The sequence below is a fragment of the Pedobacter antarcticus genome (assembly GCF_900103515.1).
GTDB classification, from domain to species: Bacteria; Bacteroidota; Bacteroidia; order Sphingobacteriales; family Sphingobacteriaceae; genus Pedobacter; species Pedobacter antarcticus.
The window spans coordinates 55,126-78,093 of the sequence record NZ_FNGZ01000001.1 but is presented as its reverse complement, the minus strand read 5'-3'; the positions used below and the strand labels follow the sequence as shown (position 1 = coordinate 78,093).

The following is a 22,968-nucleotide window of genomic DNA, read 5'->3' as shown; positions in this document are numbered from 1 at the left end:
CAGCCTCCGGCTGTGGAGGCAAAAACCATAACCCATTTTAATTGTGTAACACTCTTCAAATGTTTCTCAATAAAAAAAGCGCTCTTACGAACGCAATTTACAATCGCGACTTAAATTGAAAATGTTCAAGAAAAAGCTTTTCAATCGCCATGATACGTATCCTCCCATTTCTGCCAGGGCAGTTTTTCTCGTAAAAAGCAGGTGCATAAAAACTTAAATTACGGACCTTCTCTTTCGTCAATAACTGAACTTCCACGCTCGCTGCATCGTAAATGCGGGTGTCAATAGGTAACGGACACCCCCCGCCATCAACTGTATCATCTTGAATATCCCAAGCCTGCTCATCCTTAAGTGCCTTCCACAAAATCAAAAGCTCATCACCCGGAATAAAAAATGGATTGAAAAACTGATTAACTGCTATCGGCACCTTATAAATACTAAATCTGTGATTCATCATGACTGCGTAACCTATATTGTGCGGCATCAGAACTTCCTCAGCTGGCGGGGCCCTGTAAGTATAAGCTGTAATCGTATCGCCCTTCTTACTAATCATAACAAATTCTGGTGGCGAAAGAAATCCGGTCTTATACCCGAAGACAACCGTACTATCGGCATTATCCTGTAAAAAGGACAAAAGTAATTTCCCTTCCTTCAGCAACTGGGCGTCTGCTCCCTTCACACCTAAAAACATAAAAAACAGCAATAACAAGAACCTCATACCCTAATAAATATTAATTACTCTTTGCACATACACGTGCCCCGTAAAAAAAAGAGAAGCACCTCAATTAAATCTGCCTTTAATATATAAAAAACTAAATCAGTAAAACCAATACTGAAACACATGCCATCGTTGAATCCCCCGACGTACTAATCAACACCTCCCAACCGGCGTCAGCAAAAGAAGATCAAACATCTAATCGGATATGCATCTCCAAAAACTTAAAAAATGCCATTCAAAATCACTAAAAAATAAAATCCCTAAACAAAAAAAGCGCTCTTACGAACGCTAACAACTAACTCCTCTCCAACAAATGCTAAAAAACAATACGCCTTACCATCCCCCCATACCGGACATCGCAATAAATCTCCGTTCGATGTGCAATATTTTTTACAACAAACTTACAGGGAGAAACCCCAAATTAAAATGGGTTATGGTTTTACTGCCGACTTTCAGCCTCCGGCTGTGGAGGCAAAAACCATAATCCATTTTAATTATGTAACACTCTTCAAAAGTTTCTTAATAAAAAAAGCGCTCTTACGAACGCTGACAACTAACTCTCTTCGCCTTACCATGCCCCCATACCGGACATCGCAATAAACCTCCGTTCGATGTGCAATATTTTTCGCAACAAACTTACAGGGAGAAACCTCAAATTAAAATGGGTTATGGTTTTACTGCCAACTTACAGCCTCCGGCTGTGGAGGCAAAAACCATAACCCATTTTAATTGTGTAACACTCTTCAAAAGTTTCTTAATAAAAAAAGCGCTCTTACGAACACTTCCTTTATTAAGAAACTTTTATCTCTTTACTCTCCGGCTGCACATCCACTTTTTTGCCAATCGTAATGGTCAAAATACCATTCACATATTCAGCAGCAATTTTTTCTGCATCTACACTTTCCGGTAACACGAAAGATCTGGCAAAAGAAAGGTAATCAAATTCTTTTCGGCTGTAGTTTTTAAGTTCAGCTGTATCAGCTGCTTTTTTCTCAGCCCAAATAGATAAGTTTTCTTTTTTCAGATTGATTTGGAAATCTTCTTTCTCCAATCCAGGGGCAGCAAGCTCGATAGTATAAGCCTCTTTTGACTCCATAATATTTACACCAGGAACTTTATTAATAGTGTAATTTTTATTTAGTGCATCACTGAACAATGAATCAAAAACGTTGTTAAAGTAAGGTGCGGTGTTTCTTGTGCGGTTGTTAAAATTTACTAATGTCATGATTATTCTCCTTTATTTTTAATTTTCTTATTTGATACAAGCACTTATTCAACTCCTATACCAAACCAATTATTTATGATTTTCAAGACATTTTGGCGTAAAAATAAAAAACAAGATGACATAAAGTCCGAAACAGACTCGAATCTTGACAAATTCAAGTATAAAACTACTATTGAAACCAGATTTGTGGATTTCGATATGATGGGTCACGTCAATAACGCAATGTATTTCACTTATATGGAAATTGCACGGACTAAATATTGGAAGCAGGCAATTTCCTGGGACTGGGAAAAAACAGGCGTAGTAATTGCAAGTGCCGGAATTAACTATAAGTTACCGGTATTCCTGAAAGATACTATCAGTATGTATGTACGGACCTCGAGAATTGGAAATACAAGTTTCGATCTGGAGTATGTGATAGTCAAACATATCAATGGCGAGGAGAAGATATGCACAAGGGGGAAAACGACTTGTGTGGCTTTCGACTATAAGACAAAGACGGCCGTGGAAATACCGGCCCATGAACGTAATAAAATGATTGAATTTGAACAGTTATAGCGCCTGCCGAGCAGGCGCTTTTATTAAAAAATCTTGCCGGGATTGAGTATCAGATCAGGATCAAAAACACGTTTGATCCCACGCATCAGGTTGAGATGCACTTCATTATATTTAAGTGGCATAAATTCGCGCTGCACTAAACCAATTCCATGTTCTCCGGAAATTGTACCACCTAGTTTAGCGGTCAACTGAAAAATCTCGACAATCCCTTCTTTTAATTTATACTTCCAGTCTTCATCAGACATATCACCTTTGATGATATTGATATGTAGGTTGCCATCGCCCGCATGTCCGTAGCAAACACTTTCAAATCCATAACGGGCTCCAATTTCTTTAACACCATTAATGAGTTGAGGTAAAGCAGCGCGCGGCACTACCGTATCTTCCTCCTTATAGACAGAATTGGATTTCACCGACTCGGCCATTACCCGGCGCATACGCCATAAGTCTTCCTTTTGAGCTGCAGTGTCTGCAAAAAGCACTTCAGTACAACCATGTGATTCAAGCACCTCATTCACCTTCTCGACATCTTTAAAGATCGTGTCCAGATCATCGCCGTCGAGCTCAATCATCAGGAAAGCTTTTACATTATCCTTGAGATCGAATTTAATATCATCAAAACGGATAACCCATTCTACCCCTTTGCGTTCCATAAATTCTAGTGCAGATGGAATAATACCAGCTCTGAAAATTGCCGATACCGCAGCGCAGGCAGCTTCATTTTCCAGAAATGAGCCTAAAAGGACTACATTATGCTGAGTTCTGGGAATTAGTTTGGTCACAATTTTAGTGACCACGCCCAATGTTCCTTCTGAGCCGATCATTAACTGCGTGAGATTGTATCCTGATGCATACTTTAAGGTATTAGCACCTGTCCAGATAACATCTCCATTTGGCAGGACGACTTCCAGATTTAAGATATATTCCCGGATAGTACCATATTTAACTACCCTTGGACCACCGGACCCATGCGCGACATTTCCCCCAATAAAACAAGAGCCTTTACTGGATGGGTCTACCGGATACAACAGACCTTCAGCAGCGACAGCATTCATAAATTCTTCGGTGATGACACCCGGCTCTACTGTTGCCTGAAGATTTTCTGTATCAATTTCTATAATAGATTTGAACCTTTCCATAGACATAAGTACCCCACCATAAACCGGTAATGCACCGCCACTAAGCCCTGTTCCACCACCCCTTGGGGTTACAGGAACGTAGGCCGAACTGCATAATTTCAAAATTGCTGAAACCTGAGCTGTATCTGCGGGCTTCACGACTACTTCCGGCTGATAGCGCAGATCTTCGGTTTCATCATGGCTGTAATTGTCAAGAACCTGACTATCTGTAAAGACGTTTGCTTCGCCGAGTATTTCAGTCAACTGCAAAATAAAAGCAGCATCTATTAAATGATAAGGGCTGGTTACGGGCATAGTTTGTATAGGATATAAAATTATAGGGTTGTAAGAGGTGCGGTATAACTCAGGCTAACAAATGAATGGTTAATTTCTCCTGGCATCGGCGGATGCATCTTTTTTACCGCTGCTTCAGCAGTTTTGATAAATGGATATAGTGCAATTATTCTGTCAAGCATTTTCCTGACGACGGTTTCCAGCATCTTCTGCGTATTAGCCATTTCTTCCAGAATGATGGTATTGAGTACTTCGTAATTAACAGTCCTGCCCAGATCTTCTGTTTCGCCGGTATGTTCAAAAGTCACCTCTGCGCTGACTAAAAATTCAGTTCCTGTTAATTGTTCTTCCGGATAATAGCCGTGCAGGGCAAAACACCTGACGTCTCTCAAAGCAACGGTTTGTAAATACATAATTCTGATGTGCAATAAATTAATTTTTTAACGGTCCTGACCTTCCTTACCCGAAATCATTACCTTTGAAAACAGGCCGGACAGAGCTTTTCGAATAAGAATGCCGGCATTCCCATCAACCAAATATAATGGAAAGCATGAATAAATCAGGAAAGAAAGACCTTTATGAAGCACCGGATTATTATTTACTGGATGAATTACTGACCGAAGAACATTTACTGATCCGATCTGCAGCGAGAGATTTTGTGAAGAGAGAAATCAGCCCGGTGATTGAGGATTATGCACAAAGAGCGGAGTTTCCGAAACATTTGATTAAAGGTTTAGGTGAAATCGGAGCTTTCGGACCCACTATTCCGGTTGAGTATGGCGGCGCGGGACTAGATTACATCGCTTATGGCATCCTGATGCAGGAACTGGAGCGTGGCGACTCTGGGATCCGCTCAACTGCTTCTGTACAAGGTTCGTTGGTCATGTACCCGATATACGCATATGGTTCGGAGGAACAGCGTAAAAAGTATCTTCCTAAATTAGCTACGGGTGAATTAATGGGATGCTTCGGATTAACAGAACCTGATCATGGTTCTAATCCTGGTGGCATGACGACCAATATCAAAGATATGGGTAGCTATTATTTGCTGAATGGCTCAAAAATGTGGATCTCAAATGCTCCCTTTGCTGACATTGCTGTGGTATGGGCCAAGGATGAAGCGGGAAAAATCAGGGGATTGGTTGTTGAACGTGGTATGGAGGGTTTTACAACTCCCGAAACGCATAATAAATGGAGTTTACGTGCATCGGCAACTGGTGAACTGGTTTTTGACCAGGTGAAAATCCCAAAGGAAAATGTATTTCCTGAGATCTCAGGCTTGAAAGGCCCGTTGGGCTGCCTGAACCAAGCTCGTTATGGGATTGCCTGGGGCGCATTGGGTGCGGCGATGGATTGTTATGATACCGCCTTACGCTACTCAAAACAACGGGAACAGTTTGGTAAACCTATCGGTGGTTTCCAGCTACAGCAAAAGAAATTGGCTGAAATGATAACTGAGATTACCAAGGGCCAGCTTTTAGTTTGGAGATTAGGTGTACTGAAATCACAAAACCGGGCAACCGCAGAACAAATCTCAATGGCCAAAAGAAATAGCGTGGAAATCGCAATTGATATCGCAAGAAATGCCCGTCAGATGCTTGGCGGAATGGGCATAACCGGTGAATATCCGATTATGAGACATATAATGAACCTGGAATCTGTCGTCACCTACGAAGGTACACATGATATACATCTGCTGATCACCGGCATGGATGTAACCGGAATTAACGCTTTTAAGTAGCGATCAATAAAAAATAGAATAAAACTGCTGGCAACGGCTACAACAAATAGTAAACAATACATCAAATGAAGACTTTTAAAAAATACTATTCCCTTCCTGTTACTCCTGAGGAGGTATACCTGGCCATGACTAAAGCGCAAAGCATCCAACTTTGGACCGGCGCGGAAGTAGAATTCACTGAGGAAGTGGGCACCGAATTTTCTTTCTGGGATGGAGATATCGTCGGGAAGAATCTGGAATTTGACTTTGGCAAAAAAATTGTACAACAATGGTACTTCGGAGAAGACAATGAGCCCTCTATTGTAACGATCAAACTGCACCCTGATAAAAAAGGTACTTCCCTGGAATTTGTTCAAACCAATATTCCCGACGAAGACTTTGATGATTTCACTGCAGGCATCAACGAGCATTACCTTGGCGGACTTGAGGATTTCTTCGAGGAAGAATAAACCTAAAAACAAACAATTATGAACAAGAGTTTCGGATTAATCTTAGTAATTGTAGGTGCCGTCCTGCTAATTTGGACCGGCTTTACCTACACCAAGAAAGAGAAAATTATCGATGCAGGCCCAATCCAGGTCTCTGCAGATAAAGAGAAAACCGTTAACTGGCCTCCCTACGCCGGAGGAATAGTCCTGCTAGCCGGAGCCATTATCATGTTCAGCTCCAAAAAGAACGCATAATAACTACACAACAAAATACCGCCCTATCAAAAAGCAAAAGGCTACCCATCAAGGTAGCCTTTTGCTTTTCCCGGAAAACCGTCCCCTAAAACCAATACTGCTAAACATCACTACTAAAACAAACCGTAACATACCTCATCATAATCGCCCAAAAACTACAGTAACCCTGCAAAAAACCTATACAACCCTCCCACACACCCCCGGACCCAAGATAAATACTACAGTAACCCTGCAAAAAACCTATACAGCCCTCCTACACACCCCCGGACCTCCCTTAAATACTACGGTAACCCTGCAAAAAAAATAGGTTAGGTTTAAAAGAACCTTTCAGCTTTGCTGTAGTTCTGAATAAACCTAACCTATTTTTTTTGCTATTACCGCACCCCCTTTCATCACCCCCTTCCCTTTTTCCGCGGATATAACACGCAAAAAAAAGAGTGCTACAGTCCCCTGTACACCCCCGGACCTCCCTTAAATACCGCGGTAACCCCGCATAAAAAAAAGAGATTAGGTTTAAAAGAACCTTTCAGCTTTGCTGTAGTTCTGAATAAACCTAATCTCTTTTTTTTATGCTATTACCGCACCCCCTTTTATCACCCCCCCTGGCCGAACGAAGACCTTACAGCCTCTCTGAGATTGTAGTGTGAACTCATGACCTCACCATAAGCCCCTGTACTACGAATTGCAATCAGATCGCCCCTTTTTGTCTCCTGTAATAAAACCTCTTTACCAAAACAGTCTGTACTTTCGCAGATCGGACCTACCACATCATACTTTGTTACCTCTTCACTATCCTGACGACTGATATTCTCAATCTGATGATATGCTTGATAAAGTGCAGGCCGCATCAGTTCAGTCATACCCGCATCCAGGATTACGAAGTTCTTTTTCTTGCCATTTTTAACATATAGAACCCTGCTAATTAACGAAGAGCTTTGCCCAACCAGTGCCCGGCCAAGTTCAAAATGAACCTCCTGGTTAGGTCTTTTATTTAAGAAATCGGCAAATATCTGGAAATAGGCGATGAAGTCGGGAATCTGTTGTTCCGGATTCTGATAATCAATCCCCAGACCACCACCAACATTTAATACCTTAACCATGAAGCCGCGCTCTTCAAACCAGCCTGTAAACTCATTTACACGGACACATAGATTTTTGTAGACATCCAGGTTAGTAATTTGTGAACCGATGTGGAAGTGGATACCCACAAATTCCAGGTTTTTAGCAAGTTTAAGTGTCTCCGCACAAAGTGGAAGATCCCAGGAGTTGATACCGAATTTATTTTCATCCAGTCCTGTCGTGATATTATGGTGCGTGTGCGCATCTACGTTTGGATTGATACGGATCGCTACTTTAGCGGTTTTTCCTTTAGCCTGCGCCAGTTCATTGATAACTTCAAGTTCCTGAATTGACTCCACATTGAAGCAGAAAATATCAAGATCAAGTGCTTCATTAATTTCTTTATCAGACTTACCGACACCTGCAAATACGATCTGTTCTTTTGGAAAACCAATTTCGATTGCCTTTTTTACTTCGTTACCACTCACACAGTCTGCGCCGAAGCCAGTTGCATGGATGGATTGTAGTAAACGGTCATTAAAATTTGCTTTCATTGCATAATGCACGTGAAAATCATGCGCATTTGCAGCTGCTGCACAAGCGTCCAGTGTTTGCTGCAATAATTTGAGATCATAATAATAAAAAGGTGTATCTAAATCTGCAAATTGCGCTATATCTTTATTAGAAAACATAATGTTTAAATTTCTACTTGTATTTTGTTTAATTGGTATGGGGCTGATATACCTTGGAAACTACATGGATTTCCGGCGCAATAAGATCAGCAGTAAAGAATACGACAGAAGGATAAGAATCTTCGTCGCACTCCTTTTTATATTAGTTGCTATTCTGGTTTACCTCAAAAAGAGATAAGACTTATTCAAAAATCCGGTTATGTAAACTTCTGAGGACTTCAGTTTTATCTTCCGTATTAATTAACAGGGAGATATTATACTGACTGCCTCCATAAGAAATCATCCGGATCGGAATATGCTTGATAGAATCTAATACCCTGGAAGCGAATCCATGCTTGCTGGCACCGAAGTCACCTACAACACAAACAATAGTCTGGTCGGTATCTATTTCTACTGAACCAAATGCATGCAGCTCCTCTACAATCTTCTCCAGATTATCTGTATAATCGATAGTGAGGGATACCGCTACTTCAGAAGTCGTAATCATATCGATTGGCGTTTTATACCGCTCGAAAATCTCGAATACACGTCTCAGGAAACCATAAGCTAAAAGCATGCGGCTGGAATGAATCTTGATCGCTGTAATTCCGTCTTTTGCTGCAATAGATTTGATCTTTCCTTTTTCACTTTCCATAGAGATCAACGTACCTTTTGCTGAAGGCTCCATAGTATTTAACAAGCGTACAGGAATTTTATATTTCTGAGCAGGGAATACCGACTGAGGGTGAAGAATCTTAGCCCCAAAATAAGCGAGCTCGGCTGCTTCATCAAAAGAAAGCTGTGAGATTGGGCGTGTACCTTTAACAATTCTTGGATCGTTATTATGCATGCCGTCGATATCGGTCCAGATCTGAACTTCTTCTGCCAATAAGGCTGCACCGATTAAAGATGCGGTGTAATCACTTCCGCCACGACGTAAATTATCTACTTCACCAAAGCTGTTTCTGCAGATGAAGCCTTGAGTAATGAATAGCTTATTTTCTGGATATTTTGCTAAAATTGGTTGAAGGTTAGCTGTGATAAAAGGAATATCGGGTTCGTTGTCAGCATCTGTTTTCATGAAATCCAGTGCAGGCAGTAATACTGAAGGTACGCCTATTGATTTCAAATAAATATGATATAAAGTAGTTGACAGGAGTTCTCCTTGTGCAAGCACTACTTTTTCTTCAATTGGTGTGAAAATATCGTTGACTAAAGAAGCCAGAAAATTGAAATGATAATCTACAACTTCCTGTCCCTGATCACGGAAATCGCCTTCAGGTAAAAGTTCAATTATAAACTCATTGTATTTAGCAAGTAATGCGTTAATCAAAGTTAACGCAACCTGTTTATCTTCCTTTAAAAGTTTGTCCGAAATTTCCACTAAACTATTGGTTGTACCAGACACGGCCGATAATACCACAATTTGTTCTGCTGAAGGATCAATGATATCCAATAAGCTTTTCATCCGAGCGGGACTTCCTACAGAAGTTCCACCAAACTTTAATATTTTCATTTTACATTTAGGTTTTAAAATATTGAACAGTAAAATAGAAAACCTCGTTTTTAATTATTTGAGGAAGGTATTTTTTATTCAATTAATTTGGTATATAATTGTATTGAGGCGTGAAATTAATAAATCGCCTGTAATATTCACGCTATAAACAAAATAAAATTTGGACTGCCTGCAAAATAGCGGTCCGGCGCTAAACAATTCGACCTCTTTTATTCTTTTAACAGAGAAAAATAATCAAATATCATCAAATCTTATGCAATTAGACGCAGCTACACAGCAAACCATTGATACCTGGCTTAACGGTAATTACGACCAGGAAACAAAAGCAGAAATTCAGCAATTAGTTGCTCAAAATGCTTCCGTGGAACTAACCGATGCCTTTTACCGGAGCCTGGAATTTGGCACCGGCGGTTTACGCGGTATTATGGGTGCAGGATCCAACAGGATTAATAAATATACAATAGGCACAGCCACACAAGGTTTAAGCAACTATCTGCTTAATAAATATCCGGGAGAAAAGATTAAAGTTGCTATTGCACATGATAGCAGAAATAAATCTGATGAATTTGCAGGTATCGCTGCCGATGTTTTCTCTGCGAATGGTATTCATGTTTATTTCTTTAAAGCTTTACGCCCCACTCCAGAACTTTCTTTTGCAATCAGAACTTTAGGGTGTCGCAGTGGTGTAATGCTAACTGCCTCGCATAATCCTAAAGAATATAACGGTTATAAGGCATACGGTGCAGATGGAGGACAATTTACTTCACCTGATGATACCATGGTTATGGATGAAGTTGCCAAAATCAAAAACATTGATGATGTCAAATTTGAAAGGATAGCTGAAAATGTCGAACTGATCGGTGAAGAAATTGATCAGCAGTACCTGGATGCGATAACCAAATTATCGGTTTCACCAGAGGCTATCGAAAGACAGAAAGATCTGAAGATTGTATTCTCCCCTATTCATGGAACTGGAATTACGTTAGTTCCTAAAGCGCTGGCTCAGTTTGGTTTTGATAACCTGACAGTGGTTGCCGAGCAGGAAAAACCAGACGGCAATTTCCCAACAGTTGTTTATCCGAACCCGGAAGAAAAGGAAGCAATGACGCTTGCACTTAAAAAAGCGCAGGAAATTGATGCAGATTTAGTACTGGCGACAGATCCGGATGCAGACAGGGTTGGTATCGCAGTTAAAAATAATGACGGTGAATTTGTTCTGCTTAATGGGAACCAGACCGGTAGTTTATTAATTAACTATCTGTTAACTGCCTGGGATGAAAAGGGAAAACTAGATGGCGATCAGTATATCGTTAAAACGATCGTAACCACTAACCTGATTGAAGCAATAGCTGACGCTAAAAAAGTAAAATACTATAATACCTTAACCGGATTTAAATATATTGGACAGCTGATTACCAGTCTTCAGGGTAAAAAAACCTTTATAGGTGGTGGTGAAGAAAGCTACGGCTATCTGATTGGTGAATTGGTGAGGGATAAAGATGCGGTCATCTCCTGCGCTTTTATAGCAGAAATGACTGCCTTCTATAAAGATAAGGGCAGCAGTTTATATAATGCAATGCTGGACATGTATGTAGAATACGGCCTTTATAAAGAAGAACTGGTTTCTTTAACTAAAAAAGGAAAATCTGGTGCAGAAGAGATTAAAGCTATGATGGAGAAATTCCGCAGCAACCCTCCTCAGACATTAGGCGGTTCAAAAGTTAAAACGCTTAAGGATTATGAATTGGGCGTTGAAACTGATCTGATTCAGCAAAAGCAAAGTAAATTGGATTTCCCTAAATCGGATGTCCTGCAATTCATTACAGAAGATGGAAGTATCGTTTCTGCGAGACCTTCCGGTACTGAGCCCAAGATTAAATTTTATTGCAGTGTAAATGCGCCGCTTTCGACTCGTGAAGCTTTCAAAGATGTTGACACACAGCTTGCTGCAAAGATAAAATCATTGATGGAAGACTTGCAGGCTTAACCTGTAAATCTAATCTTTAACACCTATAAAATAAAACCCCGATAAGCGCTGCTCATCGGGGTTTTATTTTATCTGCTAATTAATCTTGATTTTAATAGAACCTGATTAAATGGAGCTTTCTCAAGCGTATGGTCAGCAGCCAGATCTTTAAGGATCAGACTAATTACATTTTCTGCAATTTCGTCGATAGGCTGATCTACTGCGCTGATCTCGGGACTGTGCAGTTTAAAAATATCGTGATCATCATAAGAAATCACTTTAAAATCTCCATTGAGTGTTTTGTTCAGTTCCTTGAAACAAAAAAGACCGCGAACTGCCAGATAATTGGTAGCGAACAATACAGCATCTATCTCCGCATTTTTGGTGAAGAAATTTTTGAGAAGGCCGGCCGTTTCATCGGGGGTACTACTGAAAGGAATTAACTGATGCAGTTTTTTGGAGGCTTTAATGCCACTATCTTTTAACGCATTCATATAACCCGCATAGCGGTCTTTAATTTGTTGAACATCCACATCTACGGTTACGAATGCAATATTTTTCTTCCCTTGTTTAATGAGGGATTCTACAGCAGCATATGTTCCAGCCGCACAATCAACTAGCACGCTATTGACATCCAACCCCGGCAGACTTCTATCAAATACAACCACCGGTGTATTATTATTTAGTAAATCCTGTATCTCTTCTTCCAGTCCGGTTACCGGGACGATAATATATCCGTCTACCTGCCTGGTTTTAAACATTCTGATGAGTCCTTTTGCCTTTTCCAGATCATTCTCTGTACTGGAGTAAATTATCTTATATCCGTGCTTATAAGCTTTATCCTCAATCAACCTTGCAATTGCAGCGAAAAAAGGGTTGGAAATATCTTCAACAATAAGTCCGATAGTTTTTGTTGTGCCTGTTCGTAAGCTGCGGGCTACCTGGTTAGGTTTAAAACCGAGTTCCTGGATGATTTTTTCTACTTTTAAAATCATCTCCTGGCTTATGCGCATCTTTTCAGCTTTGCCATTTAAGATAAATGACACTGTTGTAATAGAGACATTAGCCTTTTTGGCAATATCCTTTATGGAAAGGGGTTTCATGCTTCGTCGTTTAATTCGAAAGCAAGCTAGAAAAATATTTTTTATAACTGAAACAGTCTCCACTGTCTCTACACGTTTATTTTGATTTTTTTATTCAAAATACGGCAATAAATAAAAAATAGCTTAATAAGTGTTCTTTAGTACGAATACCTGGAGGCATTTCTAACCATTACATAGTTAAGCAAGTTATTTTTATCTCTTTCTGTGATCTTACCGGTCGACGGCATAATTTTCGCAATCATCTGAATTCAACGTTATTCATAATTCAGGATATTAACGTAAATTTGGCTTTCGATTCAAAGACTATGGCATACATTGATTATTATAAAGTTTTGGGTGTTGATAAGTCAGCTTCACAGGATGATATTAAAAAAGCATACCGTAAACTGGCCAGAAAGTATCACCCGGATTTAAATCCTGATGATAAAGAAGCCAATAAGATGTTCCAGCAGGTAAATGAGGCTAATGAAGTGCTAAATGATCCTGAAAAGCGTAAGAAATACGATGAATATGGGGAGAACTGGAAACATGCTGACCAGTTCCAGCAATCAGGCCAGCCTGGCAGGGGTAACCCTTTCGGCGGCGGTTTTGGTGGTGGTGGTGGATATGGCGGAGGAGGAGGAAACTTCGGTGGCGGTGACTTCTCAGACTTTTTTGAGTCTATGTTCGGTGGCGGCGGTGCGCGGCAAAGTAGAAACAGCGCACGTTTTAAAGGTCAGGATCTGCAGGCTGAACTGAAAATATCTTTCATGGATGCTGCTGAAACCCATAAAAAAACGGTGACAGTTAATGGTAAGAGCCTGAGAATCACAATTCCCGGCGGAATCGCTTCCGGTCAGGTAATTAAGCTTAAAGGCCAGGGAAGTCCCGGAGCCAATGGCGGGCCGGACGGAGATCTGTTAATTACCATTACCATCGCCGAAGACAACCGGTTTCATCGTGTCGGTGATGACCTGTTCCTAAATAAAGAAATAGATCTTTTCCTTGCTGTATTAGGCGGTGAGGTTACCGTAGATACTCTAACCAGTAAGGTGAAATTAAAAATACCTGCAGGTACCCAAAATGGCACTAAAGTACGGCTAAAAGGCAAAGGTTTCCCTGTATATAAAAAAGAAGGTGAATTCGGAAACCTTTTTGTGACTTATACGGTTAAGATACCAACCAACCTGAATGAAAAACAAGAAGCCCTCTTTAAAGAATTACAGGCTATATCAGGTTAATAAAACACGTTAGCTATGGAAACAGAACTGATAACCATAAATGATTACTGTACACATTATGCTGTACCTAAAACATTCATTGAAGCATTAGAAGACTCCGGCTTAGTGGTACTGACTACCAGAAACGGTCAAAAATATCTGCATTATGAACAATTAGTGGAAATGGATAGATTTATCCATTTCCACTATGATCTTCAGATTAATATAGAAGGCATCGATGCGATTGTACATCTGCTGCAAAAAGTAAAGCAAATGCAGTCGGAAATTTCAAAGCTTAAAAATCATATTTACGTTCAGGAGCATTTTCCCGATTTCAAACATCAGGTGAAGCATTAACCTGATACTCCATTTGTCTGCCTTGAGCAACTGCAATTATATTCTCTGCAGCAAGTCGGGACATCGCTGTTCTTGTTTTCAAAGTAGCTGAACCAACATGTGGCAATATAGCAACTCTGGGCATGTCGAGTAGTGGGTTATCTGCTTGCATTGGTTCAGGACTCGTAACATCCAGTCCTGCACCCCAGATTATTCCTTTCTCAAGTGCAGTTTTCAGATCTGTTTCTACATGTATGGAACCTCTGGCAGTATTCACAAAAATTGACGTGGGTTTCATCTGTTTAAAAGCACTTTCATCAAATTTGTGTCTGGTTTGCGGTGTTAGATCAGTATGAACGCTTAGCACATCGCTATGTTGAAGAAGTTCTTCGAAACTAACGTATTTGGCATCCAGTTCCTTCTCGGCCTGTTCATTTGGTTTACGATTATGATAGATAACGTCCATACCGAAAGCACCACGACACTTTCTTGCCATCTCAAAACCGATTTTACCAAGACCGAATATTCCAAGTGTCAACCCACTGAGATCCTGGCCCAGGTTCGCTGTTGGCTCAAAAAATCCCCACTCACCACGTCCAATTGTTTTATGCATATAAAATGCATTTCTTGCAACAGACTGCATTAGCAAAAAAGCAGTGTCTGCTGTAGACTCACTTAAAACACCCGGGGTATTTCCAACAGGAATTCCCAACCTGGTTGCGGCAGCTATATCTACATTATCATATCCAACGGAATGAAGAGCAATAGCTTTCAAGTGTGAACAGGCCTCCATAAACTCTTCGTTTAATGCTTGTCCAGCACTTATCAGCGCGTCTGCGTTGCCACAGGCACTGATTAATTCACCCTGGCTCAACTTTCTTTTTTCAGCCCATACTTCAACTTCTAAACCGGCATCTTTCAATAACTGCAAACCAGCGTCTGCAATTCTTCTGGTAACAAATACTCTCATCTGATCTAATTTTTAGCGTATTGAAGCAATTCAGCATAATTTACGCTGAATTGATCAAATATACTCCTGAAATCCTTATCCCCCTATTTACTTAAAAAATTCGAACGGATTGTATCCCATACTTCCTTCCCATCCCCTTTCAGCGTTTGCTTTAACATATAAATTCCAAATCCCTTAGCCTGCTCCAAATCTATTTTAGGTGGCATGGAAAGTTCAGTCTGATTGACTACTACATCAAGAACTACCGGACCTGGATGTGCCAGTGCAGCTGCAACAGCGGCCTCTAGATCTTCGGCTTTCTCCACCCTGATTCCCCGGATTCCAATCGCTTCTGCCATTTTCGCGAAATCTGGATTCTTTAAATCTGTTCCAAATGGTGGCATGCCAATTACTTTCATTTCCATGGCAACAAAACCTAATGAGCTATTATTATAGATAACGAGTTTTACAGGAAGATCATATTGATGGATAGTGAGGATATCACCCATCATCATTGCAAAACCACCATCACCTGATAAGGAAATGACCTGTCTGTTCAAGTCAGTTAGCTGGGCACCGATTGCCTGTGGCATTGCACTAGCCATGGAACCGTGATTGAAAGAACCAATAAGCCTCCTTCCGGCAGTCATATCGATATATCTGGCTGCCCATACAGATGGTGTACCTACATCTGCAGTAAAAACGGCATTTGTACTAGCCTGTTCACTTAACAATCTTGTCAAATATTCCGGATGAATTGCCTCTCCTTCAACAGCCTGTGCATGTTTCATCAGATTCTTACGGTTGTCCTGATATCTCTCCTGACTTTTATGAAGAAAACTATTGTCCTGAGCATGGTCAATCAATGGTAACAGGGCTTCAAGTGTTTCTTTAACTGAACCGACCAGGCCCATCTCGAGCTTACATCTTCTGCCCAGTCTTTCCGGGCGTATATCCAACTGTACAATTTTAGCTTTAGGTGGATACCATTCTTTATATGGAAAATCTGTTCCCAACATAATGAGCAGTTCACAGTCTTCGACAGCCTGATAACCAGAAGTAAGCCCGATTAAACCAGTCATTCCTACATCGTAAGGGTTATCGTACTGCACATGTTCTTTACCGCGCAGCGCATGGACGATCGGCGATTTAACTGCCGCTGCCAGACTTAATAATTCCTGATGGGCACCAGCACAGCCTGCACCGCATAATAAGGTGATTTTTTTATGCTGATTAATTAATGTAGCGAGTTTCCTGAGATCGTCATCTGCTGGCCTGATAACTGGTTTATTATGGAAGATTTGATGTTCAAGCTGATCAGAAGGTGCCTTTTCCATAGCGACATCACCGGAGATGCTGACTACGGCTACACCAGATTGCCCAACTGCATGCTGCATAGCGATCTGAAGCACTCTTGGCATCTGTCTTGCAGAAGCGATAGTTTCGCAATAATAGCTGCATTCCCGGAAAAGGGATTCCGGTCTTGTTTCTTGAAAATAGGCTGTCCCTATCTGTTCACTCGGAATATGCGCCGCAATAGCCAGTACCGGCGCATTACTACGATGTGCATCATATAAGCCATTAATCAGGTGCATATTACCCGGGCCGCAGCTACCGGCACAGACCGCTAGTTTACCAGTAATCTGTGCTTCTGCTCCCGCCGCAAAGGCAGCAGCTTCTTCATGCCGGTAATGTACCCACTTAATGGTTTTTGATTGTCTGATTTCTTCTACAATACCGTTTAAAGAGTCGCCTACGACACCATGAACGGCTGTAACTCCTGCCTGCTCTAAAATTTCAACGAATTGAGCTGCTACTGTCTTTGCCATAAATCTGAACTTTAAAAAAAAGCCGCCCGAAGGGGGCGGCTTCATAGGTGGTTTTTAAGATTTTTTAACTACTTTATTATATCGCTGTTCTACTTCTTCCCAGTTGACAACGGTCCACCAGGCAGTAATGTAGTCAGGGCGTTTATTTTGATATTTAAGATAATAAGCGTGCTCCCATACATCTAAAGCAAGTATTGGAGTACCTTTCTCTTTCACCACATCCATTAAAGGATTATCCTGATTAGGCGTGGTGGAAATTTTCAACTTACCATTCTGAACTATAAGCCATGCCCAGCCAGAACCAAAACGTTTTGCGGCACTGTCTGCAAATGCAGCTTTGAATTTATCAAGGGAACCAAAAGTCTGGTCTATTTCTTTTAGAAAAGCAGCTGAAGGCGCTTTAGGTTTTGCACCCATTACCTGCCAGAACATTGTATGATTATAATGTCCACCTGCATTATTACGTATAGCCGCAGGATAAGAAGACACAGAGGCTAAAATCTCGGCGAGAGACTTGCCCTCTGCTGCACTACCTTTTACCGCTGCATTCAGATTATTAACGTAACCCTGATGATGTTTGGTGTAGTGAATCTCCATGGTTTCCTTGTCGATAGCAGGTTCCAGGGCATTATAAGCATAAGGCAGAGGTGCCAGCTTAAATTGTGCACTCACACTATGGGAGGCCGTGAGCAGTAAAATTACGGGGATGATATTTTTGAATAGCTTCATGGGGGTTTTATTAATTTTAATAATAAAACCCCCTGCTATATATTTTGTTTGCATGAACCTGTATTAAAGGGTTCATGACTGACAGAATTCAAATTATGCTATTTGCCTTTATACTCTTCCAATAAAATATCCATGTCTTTCATCAATTGATCAACTTGTGCATCTACTGTTCCATCATATGCTCCGCGGATACGTTTCTCCCTGTCTACGAGCACAAGGTAACCTTGATGGATATAACCTCCGGGAGCAGCTTTATCTTCTCCTACAGTCACCAGATAATGTTTTTCAGCGATATTATAAACCGAATCCCGTACGCCCCAAAGAAATTCCCATTGCGTTCCTTGTACACCGAGTTTACTGGCATAGGTTTTCATCCGGGAAGGGGTGTCATATTTATAGTCAATCGTGTGAGATACGAGTTTTACACCTGGGTTTCCTTCGTACTTTTTATAGATCTTTAAAAGGTTCCGGTGCATGATCGGACAGATTGTCGGACAAGATGTAAAGAAGAAATCTGCTACATATATAGCTTTATCAAAATCTTTTCCGGTGACTTCCGCACTGTCCTGATTCAGAAACTTAAAATCAGGAATAGATCTGTATGTTGTATCGGTGCCTGTAATTTCCTGTTGCAAATAAGGCAAACGTTTCTGTTCCTGCTGGCAACTTGTTAAAAATGCAACAAGAAGTCCCAGGTATATTAGGTTTTTCATCATCATTCTCTGAAAGCAGATAAATAAGAGTTTGACGCGGATATCTCTGCCTTATAAAGACTGTCGATCCGGTTGATCTTAATATTTTCCGCTTTGAAATAGGCCGCAGCTTCTTCATTTGATTTCTGCTCAATATCTGGCTCAAACTGATGCATCCAATCATTCATTAGTTCTTCCGCCGCCTTAAGCCGGGCTACCTTTTCTTCCATCAGTACTTTTTCGCGTGCAATGTCCAGCGTAGGGAAACGTTGTTTTAAAGCGCCCAGATTCTGTAAAAGGGAATCGATAGCCATCTGATTCTTCACCACTATACCATGGTCAGCCATAACCAGATCATGAGTTTTCATTACCTGGTCACGTTCAGCCTTATAATCTACCGGCTGACTGCAGGAAAACATTATTCCAACTATGGAAGCAGCTATAATCAGTTTTTTCATCTCTATTTTCTTAATTTACCCCATTTCAGGTAGCTGGCTCCCCAGGAGAATCCTGCGCCGAAAGCTGTCAGTAATAAGGTGTCATTTTCTTTAAAGTCTTTCTGGAACTCCCACATACACAAAGGAATAGTTGCAGCGGTTGTATTACCATAACGCTGAATATTAACTTTAACCTGATCTTCGCGCAGGCCGAGCTTATCTCCTACTGCATGTATGATTCGTAAATTTGCCTGATGCGGGATCAGCCAGTTTACATCGGCTGTATCCAGACCATTTCTTTCCAGTACTTCTGTACAGGTCTGAGTCATTCCTTCAATAGCAGCCTTGAAAACAATTCTGCCGTTTTGTGAAATATAATTGAGTTTTTGATTCAGTGTCTCCGGCGAAGAAGGGTGTAACGATCCACCGGCGGTAACGATCAGGTGTTCTTTTCCGGAACCATCTGTTTTAAATACATTGTCTATCAGACCGACTTCTTCTTCAGTCTGTTCCAGCAATACTGCTCCTGCACCATCGCCAAAAAGAATACAGGTATTCCTGTCTTCATAGTTTACAATCGTGCTGTTCGCATCTGCACCTATTACAATTACATTTTTGTAGCGGTCACTTTCGATTAAACTTGCGCCCAGAGTCAGTGCATACAGAAAACCACTGCATGCTGAATTGGAATCAACGCCCCATGCTTTGGTCAGACCGGCTTTCTCACAAACAATACTAGCTGTGGAGACCATAATATAATCAGGTGTTGCAGTTGCGACTATAACGCACTCTATTTCTTCCGGATTTACATGGTTATCTTCGAGCAGGCGTTTTACTGCAAGCGTAGCCAGGTCAGAAGTGGCTAAAGAATCATCATTCAATATCCTTCTTTCCTGAATTCCCGTACGTGAAATAATCCATTCGTTATTGGTATCCACCATTTTTTCCAGATCGTGGTTTGATAGTATAGTCTCCGGTACATATCCACCCAAAGCTGTGATGACAGCATTATATCTCTTTCTCATTTAAGCATTAAATTCTGCGCACAAAACTAAGAAATATTTACAGGTACGTTACACTTTATTTTAAGAGTAGTGTACCTTTGCAGGCATATTCTTACAATTATGAACAATCCATTACATTTCTTTTCTGCTTTACTACTTGGTACCGTGTTATTAACGGCTTCCTGTAAAGAAGAACGAAAGTTGCCCATTTATGGTGTCAGAGATACAAAAGAAGTTGCAAAAGCAGACGGATTTACCGTAGACACTATTTACCAGACTATTCCTGACTTTAAATTTTTGAATCAGGATAGTGTAATGATAACCAATGATCAGTTCAAGGGTAAAATATACGTTGCAGATTTCTTTTTCACATCCTGCACCAGTATCTGCCCGATCATGCATAAGAATATGAAAACTTTATTTCAGGATTTTAAAAGCAATCCTGACGTGATGTTCCTTTCCCATACTATTGATTTCAAATATGACAAGCCTTCAGTCTTGAAAAAATATGCGCAGAAGCTGGATGTATACGATCCTAAATGGCAGTTTGTCTACGGCCCAAAGGACAGTATTTATACAATAGCGGAAAAAAGTTATCTCGTCGCCGTTCAGGTTGACAGCAATGACCGTGAAGGCTATGTCCACCAGGGATTTCTGGTTCTGATCGATAAAGACAGAAGAATCAGAGGTGCTTATGACGGTACAAATCCGGAGCAGGTGGAACAATTGCGTAAGGATATTCCTGTACTGCTGGATGAATACAAGAAATAAATCATGCGTAAACTTACAATCCTTTTTTTAACTGTCCTGATTTTTTCCGGCATGTTTTACTCTTGCCAGACTGCTGAAACAATTCAGCAGGACGCTTACTATGTCAATGGCAGAGATCTTTATATCAACCATTGCCAGAATTGTCATGGGACTAAAGGTGAAGGCCTGGGCGAATTGATTCCCCCGCTGACAGACAGCGTTTTCATGAAAATCAATAAACAGAAATTGGCCTGTTATATTAAAAACGGAGTCTCAGAAAAACTTACTGTCCACGGAAAAGTATATGAGGGCAAGATGGAGCCGCTAAACCTGGCTACTATTGATCTGGCACAGGTTATCGTATATATTACCAATGGCTTCGGCCACCAACAGGGCATGTATACCACCGAACAGGTTACTACTGACCTGGGGAACTGTAAATAGCCATTTTTTTATATCTTTGCCCAAAATGCAAGCCGTTCTATCGCTGTAAGTAATGCTTTGCAACTTAAAGAGGAAAGTCCGGGCAACACAGAGCATCCCGCTTCCTAACGGGAAGAGGTTTAGGAATGAATACCTGAATTATGGAAAGTGCCGCAGAAAATGAACCGCCGATGGCTTAGGCACAGGTAAGGTTGAAAACGTGAGGTAAGAGCTCACGATTTTTCCGGGTGACCGGAGATCTGGTAAACCCCGGGAGTTGAAAGACCAAATAGGCTGACGTATGTAGGGCTGCTCGTCCGATGTCAGTGGGTAGGTCGTTAGAGATAAATGGCGACATTTATAGTAGATTAATGGTAGAAGCCTTAGCAATAAGGTACAGAACCCGGCTTACAGGCTTGCATTTTTTAATTTATTTCCTTATTATTTGACATTTCTGAATATATTCGTTTTCGGACACACCTGGATAACCCTATGGCAAAACTACTAATCATTGATGATGAGCGCGCGATCAGAAGTACACTGAGAGAAATACTGGAATATGAAAACTACGAAGTAGAAGATATAGACAATGGTGTAGATGGCTTAGACCTGATCAAGAAAAAGAAATTCGATCTGGTACTCTGTGATATCAAGATGAACAAAATGGATGGTATGGAAGTGCTGGAACAGGCACTTGCCCACAGTCCGGACCTACCGTTTATCATGATCTCTGGTCATGGTACTGTGGAAACAGCAATTGAAGCCAGTAAAAAAGGAGCATTCGACTTTATCTCCAAACCACCGGATCTGAACAGGTTACTGATTACAGTACGCAACGCACTGGATCGTGGCAACCTGGTTACAGAAACCAAAGTACTGAAAAGAAAAGCGAGTAAAACACGTCATATACTCGGCAGCTCGGAAAATATCAATAAAATAAAAGAGACAATTGAACGTGTTGCCCCTACAGAAGCCCGGGTATTGATTACAGGTGCAAATGGTAGTGGTAAAGAACTTGTAGCCCGCTGGCTGCATGAGAAGTCGCAACGAAGTGAAAGTCCGCTTATTGAAGTGAATTGTGCAGCGATTCCGTCGGAATTAATTGAAAGTGAATTATTTAGCCATGAGAAAGGCTCTTTCACTTCAGCCGTAAAACAGAGGATCGGTAAATTTGAACTGGCTAACGGTGGAACACTTTTTCTTGATGAGATTGGTGACATGAGCCTCTCTGCACAAGCAAAAGTACTTCGTGCGTTGCAGGAACACAAGATAACCCGCGTAGGTGGAGAGAAAGAACTGGAAGTAAATGTTCGGGTACTTGCAGCAACAAACAAAGACCTGATGAAGGAAATTGAAGACGGAAACTTCCGTATGGATCTTTACCACAGGCTTAATGTAATTAATATACATGTACCTCATCTAACCGAACGCCGCGAGGATATTCCGGAGATCGCACTCAGCTTCCTGGAAGACATCTGTAAAGATTATGGTATGCCAGTTAAAAAGATCAGTGATGCCGGTATGGTTGCTTTACAAAATTTACCATGGACAGGAAACGTACGTGAGTTGCATAATATGATCGAAAGGCTGATCATATTAAGTGATAAGATCATTACTGAATATGAAGTTACTGCATTTGCCAATCCAGGCGGTGGAACGAATATCGGCGCCGCAGGAAGTCAGAGCAATAACATTCAGATTACAGCTGCTACGCCTGATTATGACAGCTTCAACAACTTCCAGGATTATAAGGATCACGCAGAAAGAGAGTATATTAAATTCAAACTGGAGAAGAACAACTGGAATGTATCAAAAACAGCAGATGATATCGATATCCAGCGTAGTCACCTGTATAGTAAAATAGAGAAGTTCGGCCTCAAAAGGGTTACCGAATAATTATAAATTTCCCTGAAGGGAATACTAAACAAAAAAGCGTTTCCGGATATCCGGAAACGCTTTTTTGTTTTT

Annotated in this window: 24 protein-coding genes and 1 other RNA gene; 12 read left to right on the top strand and 13 right to left on the bottom strand. The window is 40.9% G+C overall.

The annotated features are described in order from the left end of the window. Positions 1-97: 97 nt before the first annotated feature. Positions 98-718, bottom strand: coding sequence for a hypothetical protein (locus BLR53_RS00355; protein WP_143007788.1), 621 nt, complete (start codon positions 716-718; stop codon positions 98-100). Between the two features lie 790 nt (positions 719-1,508). After that, positions 1,509-1,943 carry an Hsp20/alpha crystallin family protein gene (locus BLR53_RS00350; RefSeq protein ID WP_037443386.1) on the bottom strand — a complete coding sequence of 145 codons (435 nt, stop codon included), beginning with the start codon at positions 1,941-1,943 and terminating at the stop codon, positions 1,509-1,511. A 75-nt stretch (positions 1,944-2,018) separates the two neighbouring features. On the opposite strand from BLR53_RS00350, the gene BLR53_RS00345 reads away from it, so the two are divergent. Then, a complete protein-coding gene (locus BLR53_RS00345; RefSeq protein WP_074586087.1) occupies positions 2,019-2,501 on the top strand; it encodes an acyl-CoA thioesterase in 483 nt (160 codons plus the stop codon). A gap of 23 nt (positions 2,502-2,524) precedes the next feature. Here the strand turns inward: BLR53_RS00345 and BLR53_RS00340 are convergent, their stop codons facing one another. Both BLR53_RS00340 and BLR53_RS00335 read right to left on the bottom strand, forming a co-directional pair. Continuing rightward, positions 2,525-3,934, bottom strand: a complete 1,410-nt coding sequence (locus BLR53_RS00340) for an FAD-binding oxidoreductase (protein ID WP_074586085.1) — start codon at positions 3,932-3,934, stop codon at positions 2,525-2,527. Positions 3,935-3,954: 20 nt separating this feature from the next. Beyond that, positions 3,955-4,341, bottom strand: coding sequence for a dihydroneopterin aldolase (locus BLR53_RS00335; protein ID WP_244889421.1), 387 nt, complete (start codon positions 4,339-4,341; stop codon positions 3,955-3,957). Between the two features lie 122 nt (positions 4,342-4,463). Between BLR53_RS00335 and BLR53_RS00330 the strand changes: the two genes are divergently transcribed. From BLR53_RS00330 to BLR53_RS00320, 3 genes are all read left to right on the top strand, one after another. After that, on the top strand, positions 4,464-5,654 hold the full coding sequence (locus BLR53_RS00330) for an acyl-CoA dehydrogenase family protein (protein ID WP_074587231.1): 1,191 nt from the start codon (positions 4,464-4,466) through the stop codon (positions 5,652-5,654). Between the two features lie 65 nt (positions 5,655-5,719). Next, positions 5,720-6,103, top strand: a complete 384-nt coding sequence (locus tag BLR53_RS00325; RefSeq protein WP_037443381.1) for an SRPBCC domain-containing protein — start codon at positions 5,720-5,722, stop codon at positions 6,101-6,103. A gap of 18 nt (positions 6,104-6,121) precedes the next feature. Next, complete coding sequence (locus BLR53_RS00320; protein ID WP_037443379.1) at positions 6,122-6,337, top strand: hypothetical protein; 216 nt, start codon at positions 6,122-6,124, stop codon at positions 6,335-6,337. 593 nt (positions 6,338-6,930) lie between these two features. Here the strand turns inward: BLR53_RS00320 and lysA are convergent. Continuing rightward, entirely contained in the window at positions 6,931-8,088 is a 1,158-nt protein-coding gene (gene lysA, locus BLR53_RS00315) for a diaminopimelate decarboxylase (protein ID WP_074586082.1), read from the bottom strand. Between the two features lies 1 nt (position 8,089). Here lysA and BLR53_RS19870 point away from each other — a divergent pair, with 1 nt between their 5' ends. After that, positions 8,090-8,266: an SNARE domain-containing protein gene (locus tag BLR53_RS19870; protein WP_157282910.1), complete on the top strand. Its 177-nt coding sequence runs from the start codon at positions 8,090-8,092 to the stop codon at positions 8,264-8,266. Positions 8,267-8,269: 3 nt separating this feature from the next. Here BLR53_RS19870 and BLR53_RS00310 read toward each other — a convergent pair whose 3' ends face one another. Continuing rightward, entirely contained in the window at positions 8,270-9,583 is a 1,314-nt protein-coding gene (locus BLR53_RS00310; protein ID WP_037443374.1) for an aspartate kinase, read from the bottom strand. A gap of 253 nt (positions 9,584-9,836) precedes the next feature. Between BLR53_RS00310 and BLR53_RS00305 the strand changes: the two genes are divergently transcribed. Beyond that, positions 9,837-11,570: a phospho-sugar mutase gene (locus tag BLR53_RS00305; protein WP_074586080.1), complete on the top strand. Its 1,734-nt coding sequence runs from the start codon at positions 9,837-9,839 to the stop codon at positions 11,568-11,570. Between the two features lie 68 nt (positions 11,571-11,638). Here the strand turns inward: BLR53_RS00305 and BLR53_RS00300 are convergent, their stop codons facing one another. Next, a complete protein-coding gene (locus BLR53_RS00300; RefSeq protein ID WP_037443370.1) occupies positions 11,639-12,652 on the bottom strand; it encodes a LacI family DNA-binding transcriptional regulator in 1,014 nt (337 codons plus the stop codon). A 305-nt stretch (positions 12,653-12,957) separates the two neighbouring features. Here BLR53_RS00300 and BLR53_RS00295 point away from each other — a divergent pair, with 305 nt between their 5' ends. Both BLR53_RS00295 and BLR53_RS00290 read left to right on the top strand, forming a co-directional pair. Beyond that, complete coding sequence (locus tag BLR53_RS00295; RefSeq protein ID WP_074586077.1) at positions 12,958-13,872, top strand: DnaJ C-terminal domain-containing protein; 915 nt, start codon at positions 12,958-12,960, stop codon at positions 13,870-13,872. A 15-nt stretch (positions 13,873-13,887) separates the two neighbouring features. Further along, positions 13,888-14,208: a chaperone modulator CbpM gene (locus tag BLR53_RS00290; RefSeq protein WP_074586075.1), complete on the top strand. Its 321-nt coding sequence runs from the start codon at positions 13,888-13,890 to the stop codon at positions 14,206-14,208. On the opposite strand, the gene BLR53_RS00285 is transcribed toward BLR53_RS00290, so the two are convergent. The 6 genes from BLR53_RS00285 to BLR53_RS00260 form a co-directional block, all read right to left on the bottom strand. Continuing rightward, the gene (locus BLR53_RS00285; RefSeq protein ID WP_074586072.1) at positions 14,186-15,157 is read right to left on the bottom strand and encodes a 2-hydroxyacid dehydrogenase; all 972 of its coding nucleotides are present in this window, start codon (positions 15,155-15,157) and stop codon (positions 14,186-14,188) included. The two genes, BLR53_RS00290 and BLR53_RS00285, sit on opposite strands and share 23 nt — an antisense overlap. A gap of 83 nt (positions 15,158-15,240) precedes the next feature. Beyond that, positions 15,241-16,965, bottom strand: coding sequence for a ubiquinone-dependent pyruvate dehydrogenase (poxB, locus tag BLR53_RS00280; RefSeq protein WP_074586069.1), 1,725 nt, complete (start codon positions 16,963-16,965; stop codon positions 15,241-15,243). A 54-nt stretch (positions 16,966-17,019) separates the two neighbouring features. Beyond that, positions 17,020-17,694, bottom strand: a complete 675-nt coding sequence (locus tag BLR53_RS00275; protein ID WP_074587229.1) for a superoxide dismutase — start codon at positions 17,692-17,694, stop codon at positions 17,020-17,022. Between the two features lie 98 nt (positions 17,695-17,792). Beyond that, positions 17,793-18,410, bottom strand: coding sequence for an SCO family protein (locus tag BLR53_RS00270; protein WP_074586067.1), 618 nt, complete (start codon positions 18,408-18,410; stop codon positions 17,793-17,795). Then, a complete protein-coding gene (locus tag BLR53_RS00265; protein ID WP_037443359.1) occupies positions 18,410-18,844 on the bottom strand; it encodes a hypothetical protein in 435 nt (144 codons plus the stop codon). The genes BLR53_RS00270 and BLR53_RS00265 overlap by 1 nt, the downstream gene beginning before the upstream one ends. Before the next feature lie 2 nt (positions 18,845-18,846). After that, a complete protein-coding gene (locus tag BLR53_RS00260; RefSeq protein ID WP_037443357.1) occupies positions 18,847-19,848 on the bottom strand; it encodes a beta-ketoacyl-ACP synthase III in 1,002 nt (333 codons plus the stop codon). A 99-nt stretch (positions 19,849-19,947) separates the two neighbouring features. Between BLR53_RS00260 and BLR53_RS00255 the strand changes: the two genes are divergently transcribed. The 4 genes from BLR53_RS00255 to BLR53_RS00240 all read left to right on the top strand — a co-directional run bounded on the left by BLR53_RS00255 (position 19,948) and on the right by BLR53_RS00240 (position 22,896). Next, positions 19,948-20,598, top strand: a complete 651-nt coding sequence (locus tag BLR53_RS00255) for an SCO family protein (protein ID WP_074586065.1) — start codon at positions 19,948-19,950, stop codon at positions 20,596-20,598. A 3-nt stretch (positions 20,599-20,601) separates the two neighbouring features. Further along, entirely contained in the window at positions 20,602-21,021 is a 420-nt protein-coding gene (locus BLR53_RS00250) for a c-type cytochrome (RefSeq protein WP_074586062.1), read from the top strand. A gap of 24 nt (positions 21,022-21,045) precedes the next feature. Then, positions 21,046-21,427, top strand: an RNA gene (rnpB, locus tag BLR53_RS00245) — RNase P RNA component class A. 65 nt (positions 21,428-21,492) lie between these two features. Next, the gene (locus BLR53_RS00240) at positions 21,493-22,896 is read left to right on the top strand and encodes a sigma-54-dependent transcriptional regulator (protein WP_074586060.1); all 1,404 of its coding nucleotides are present in this window, start codon (positions 21,493-21,495) and stop codon (positions 22,894-22,896) included. Positions 22,897-22,968: the final 72 nt, after the last annotated feature.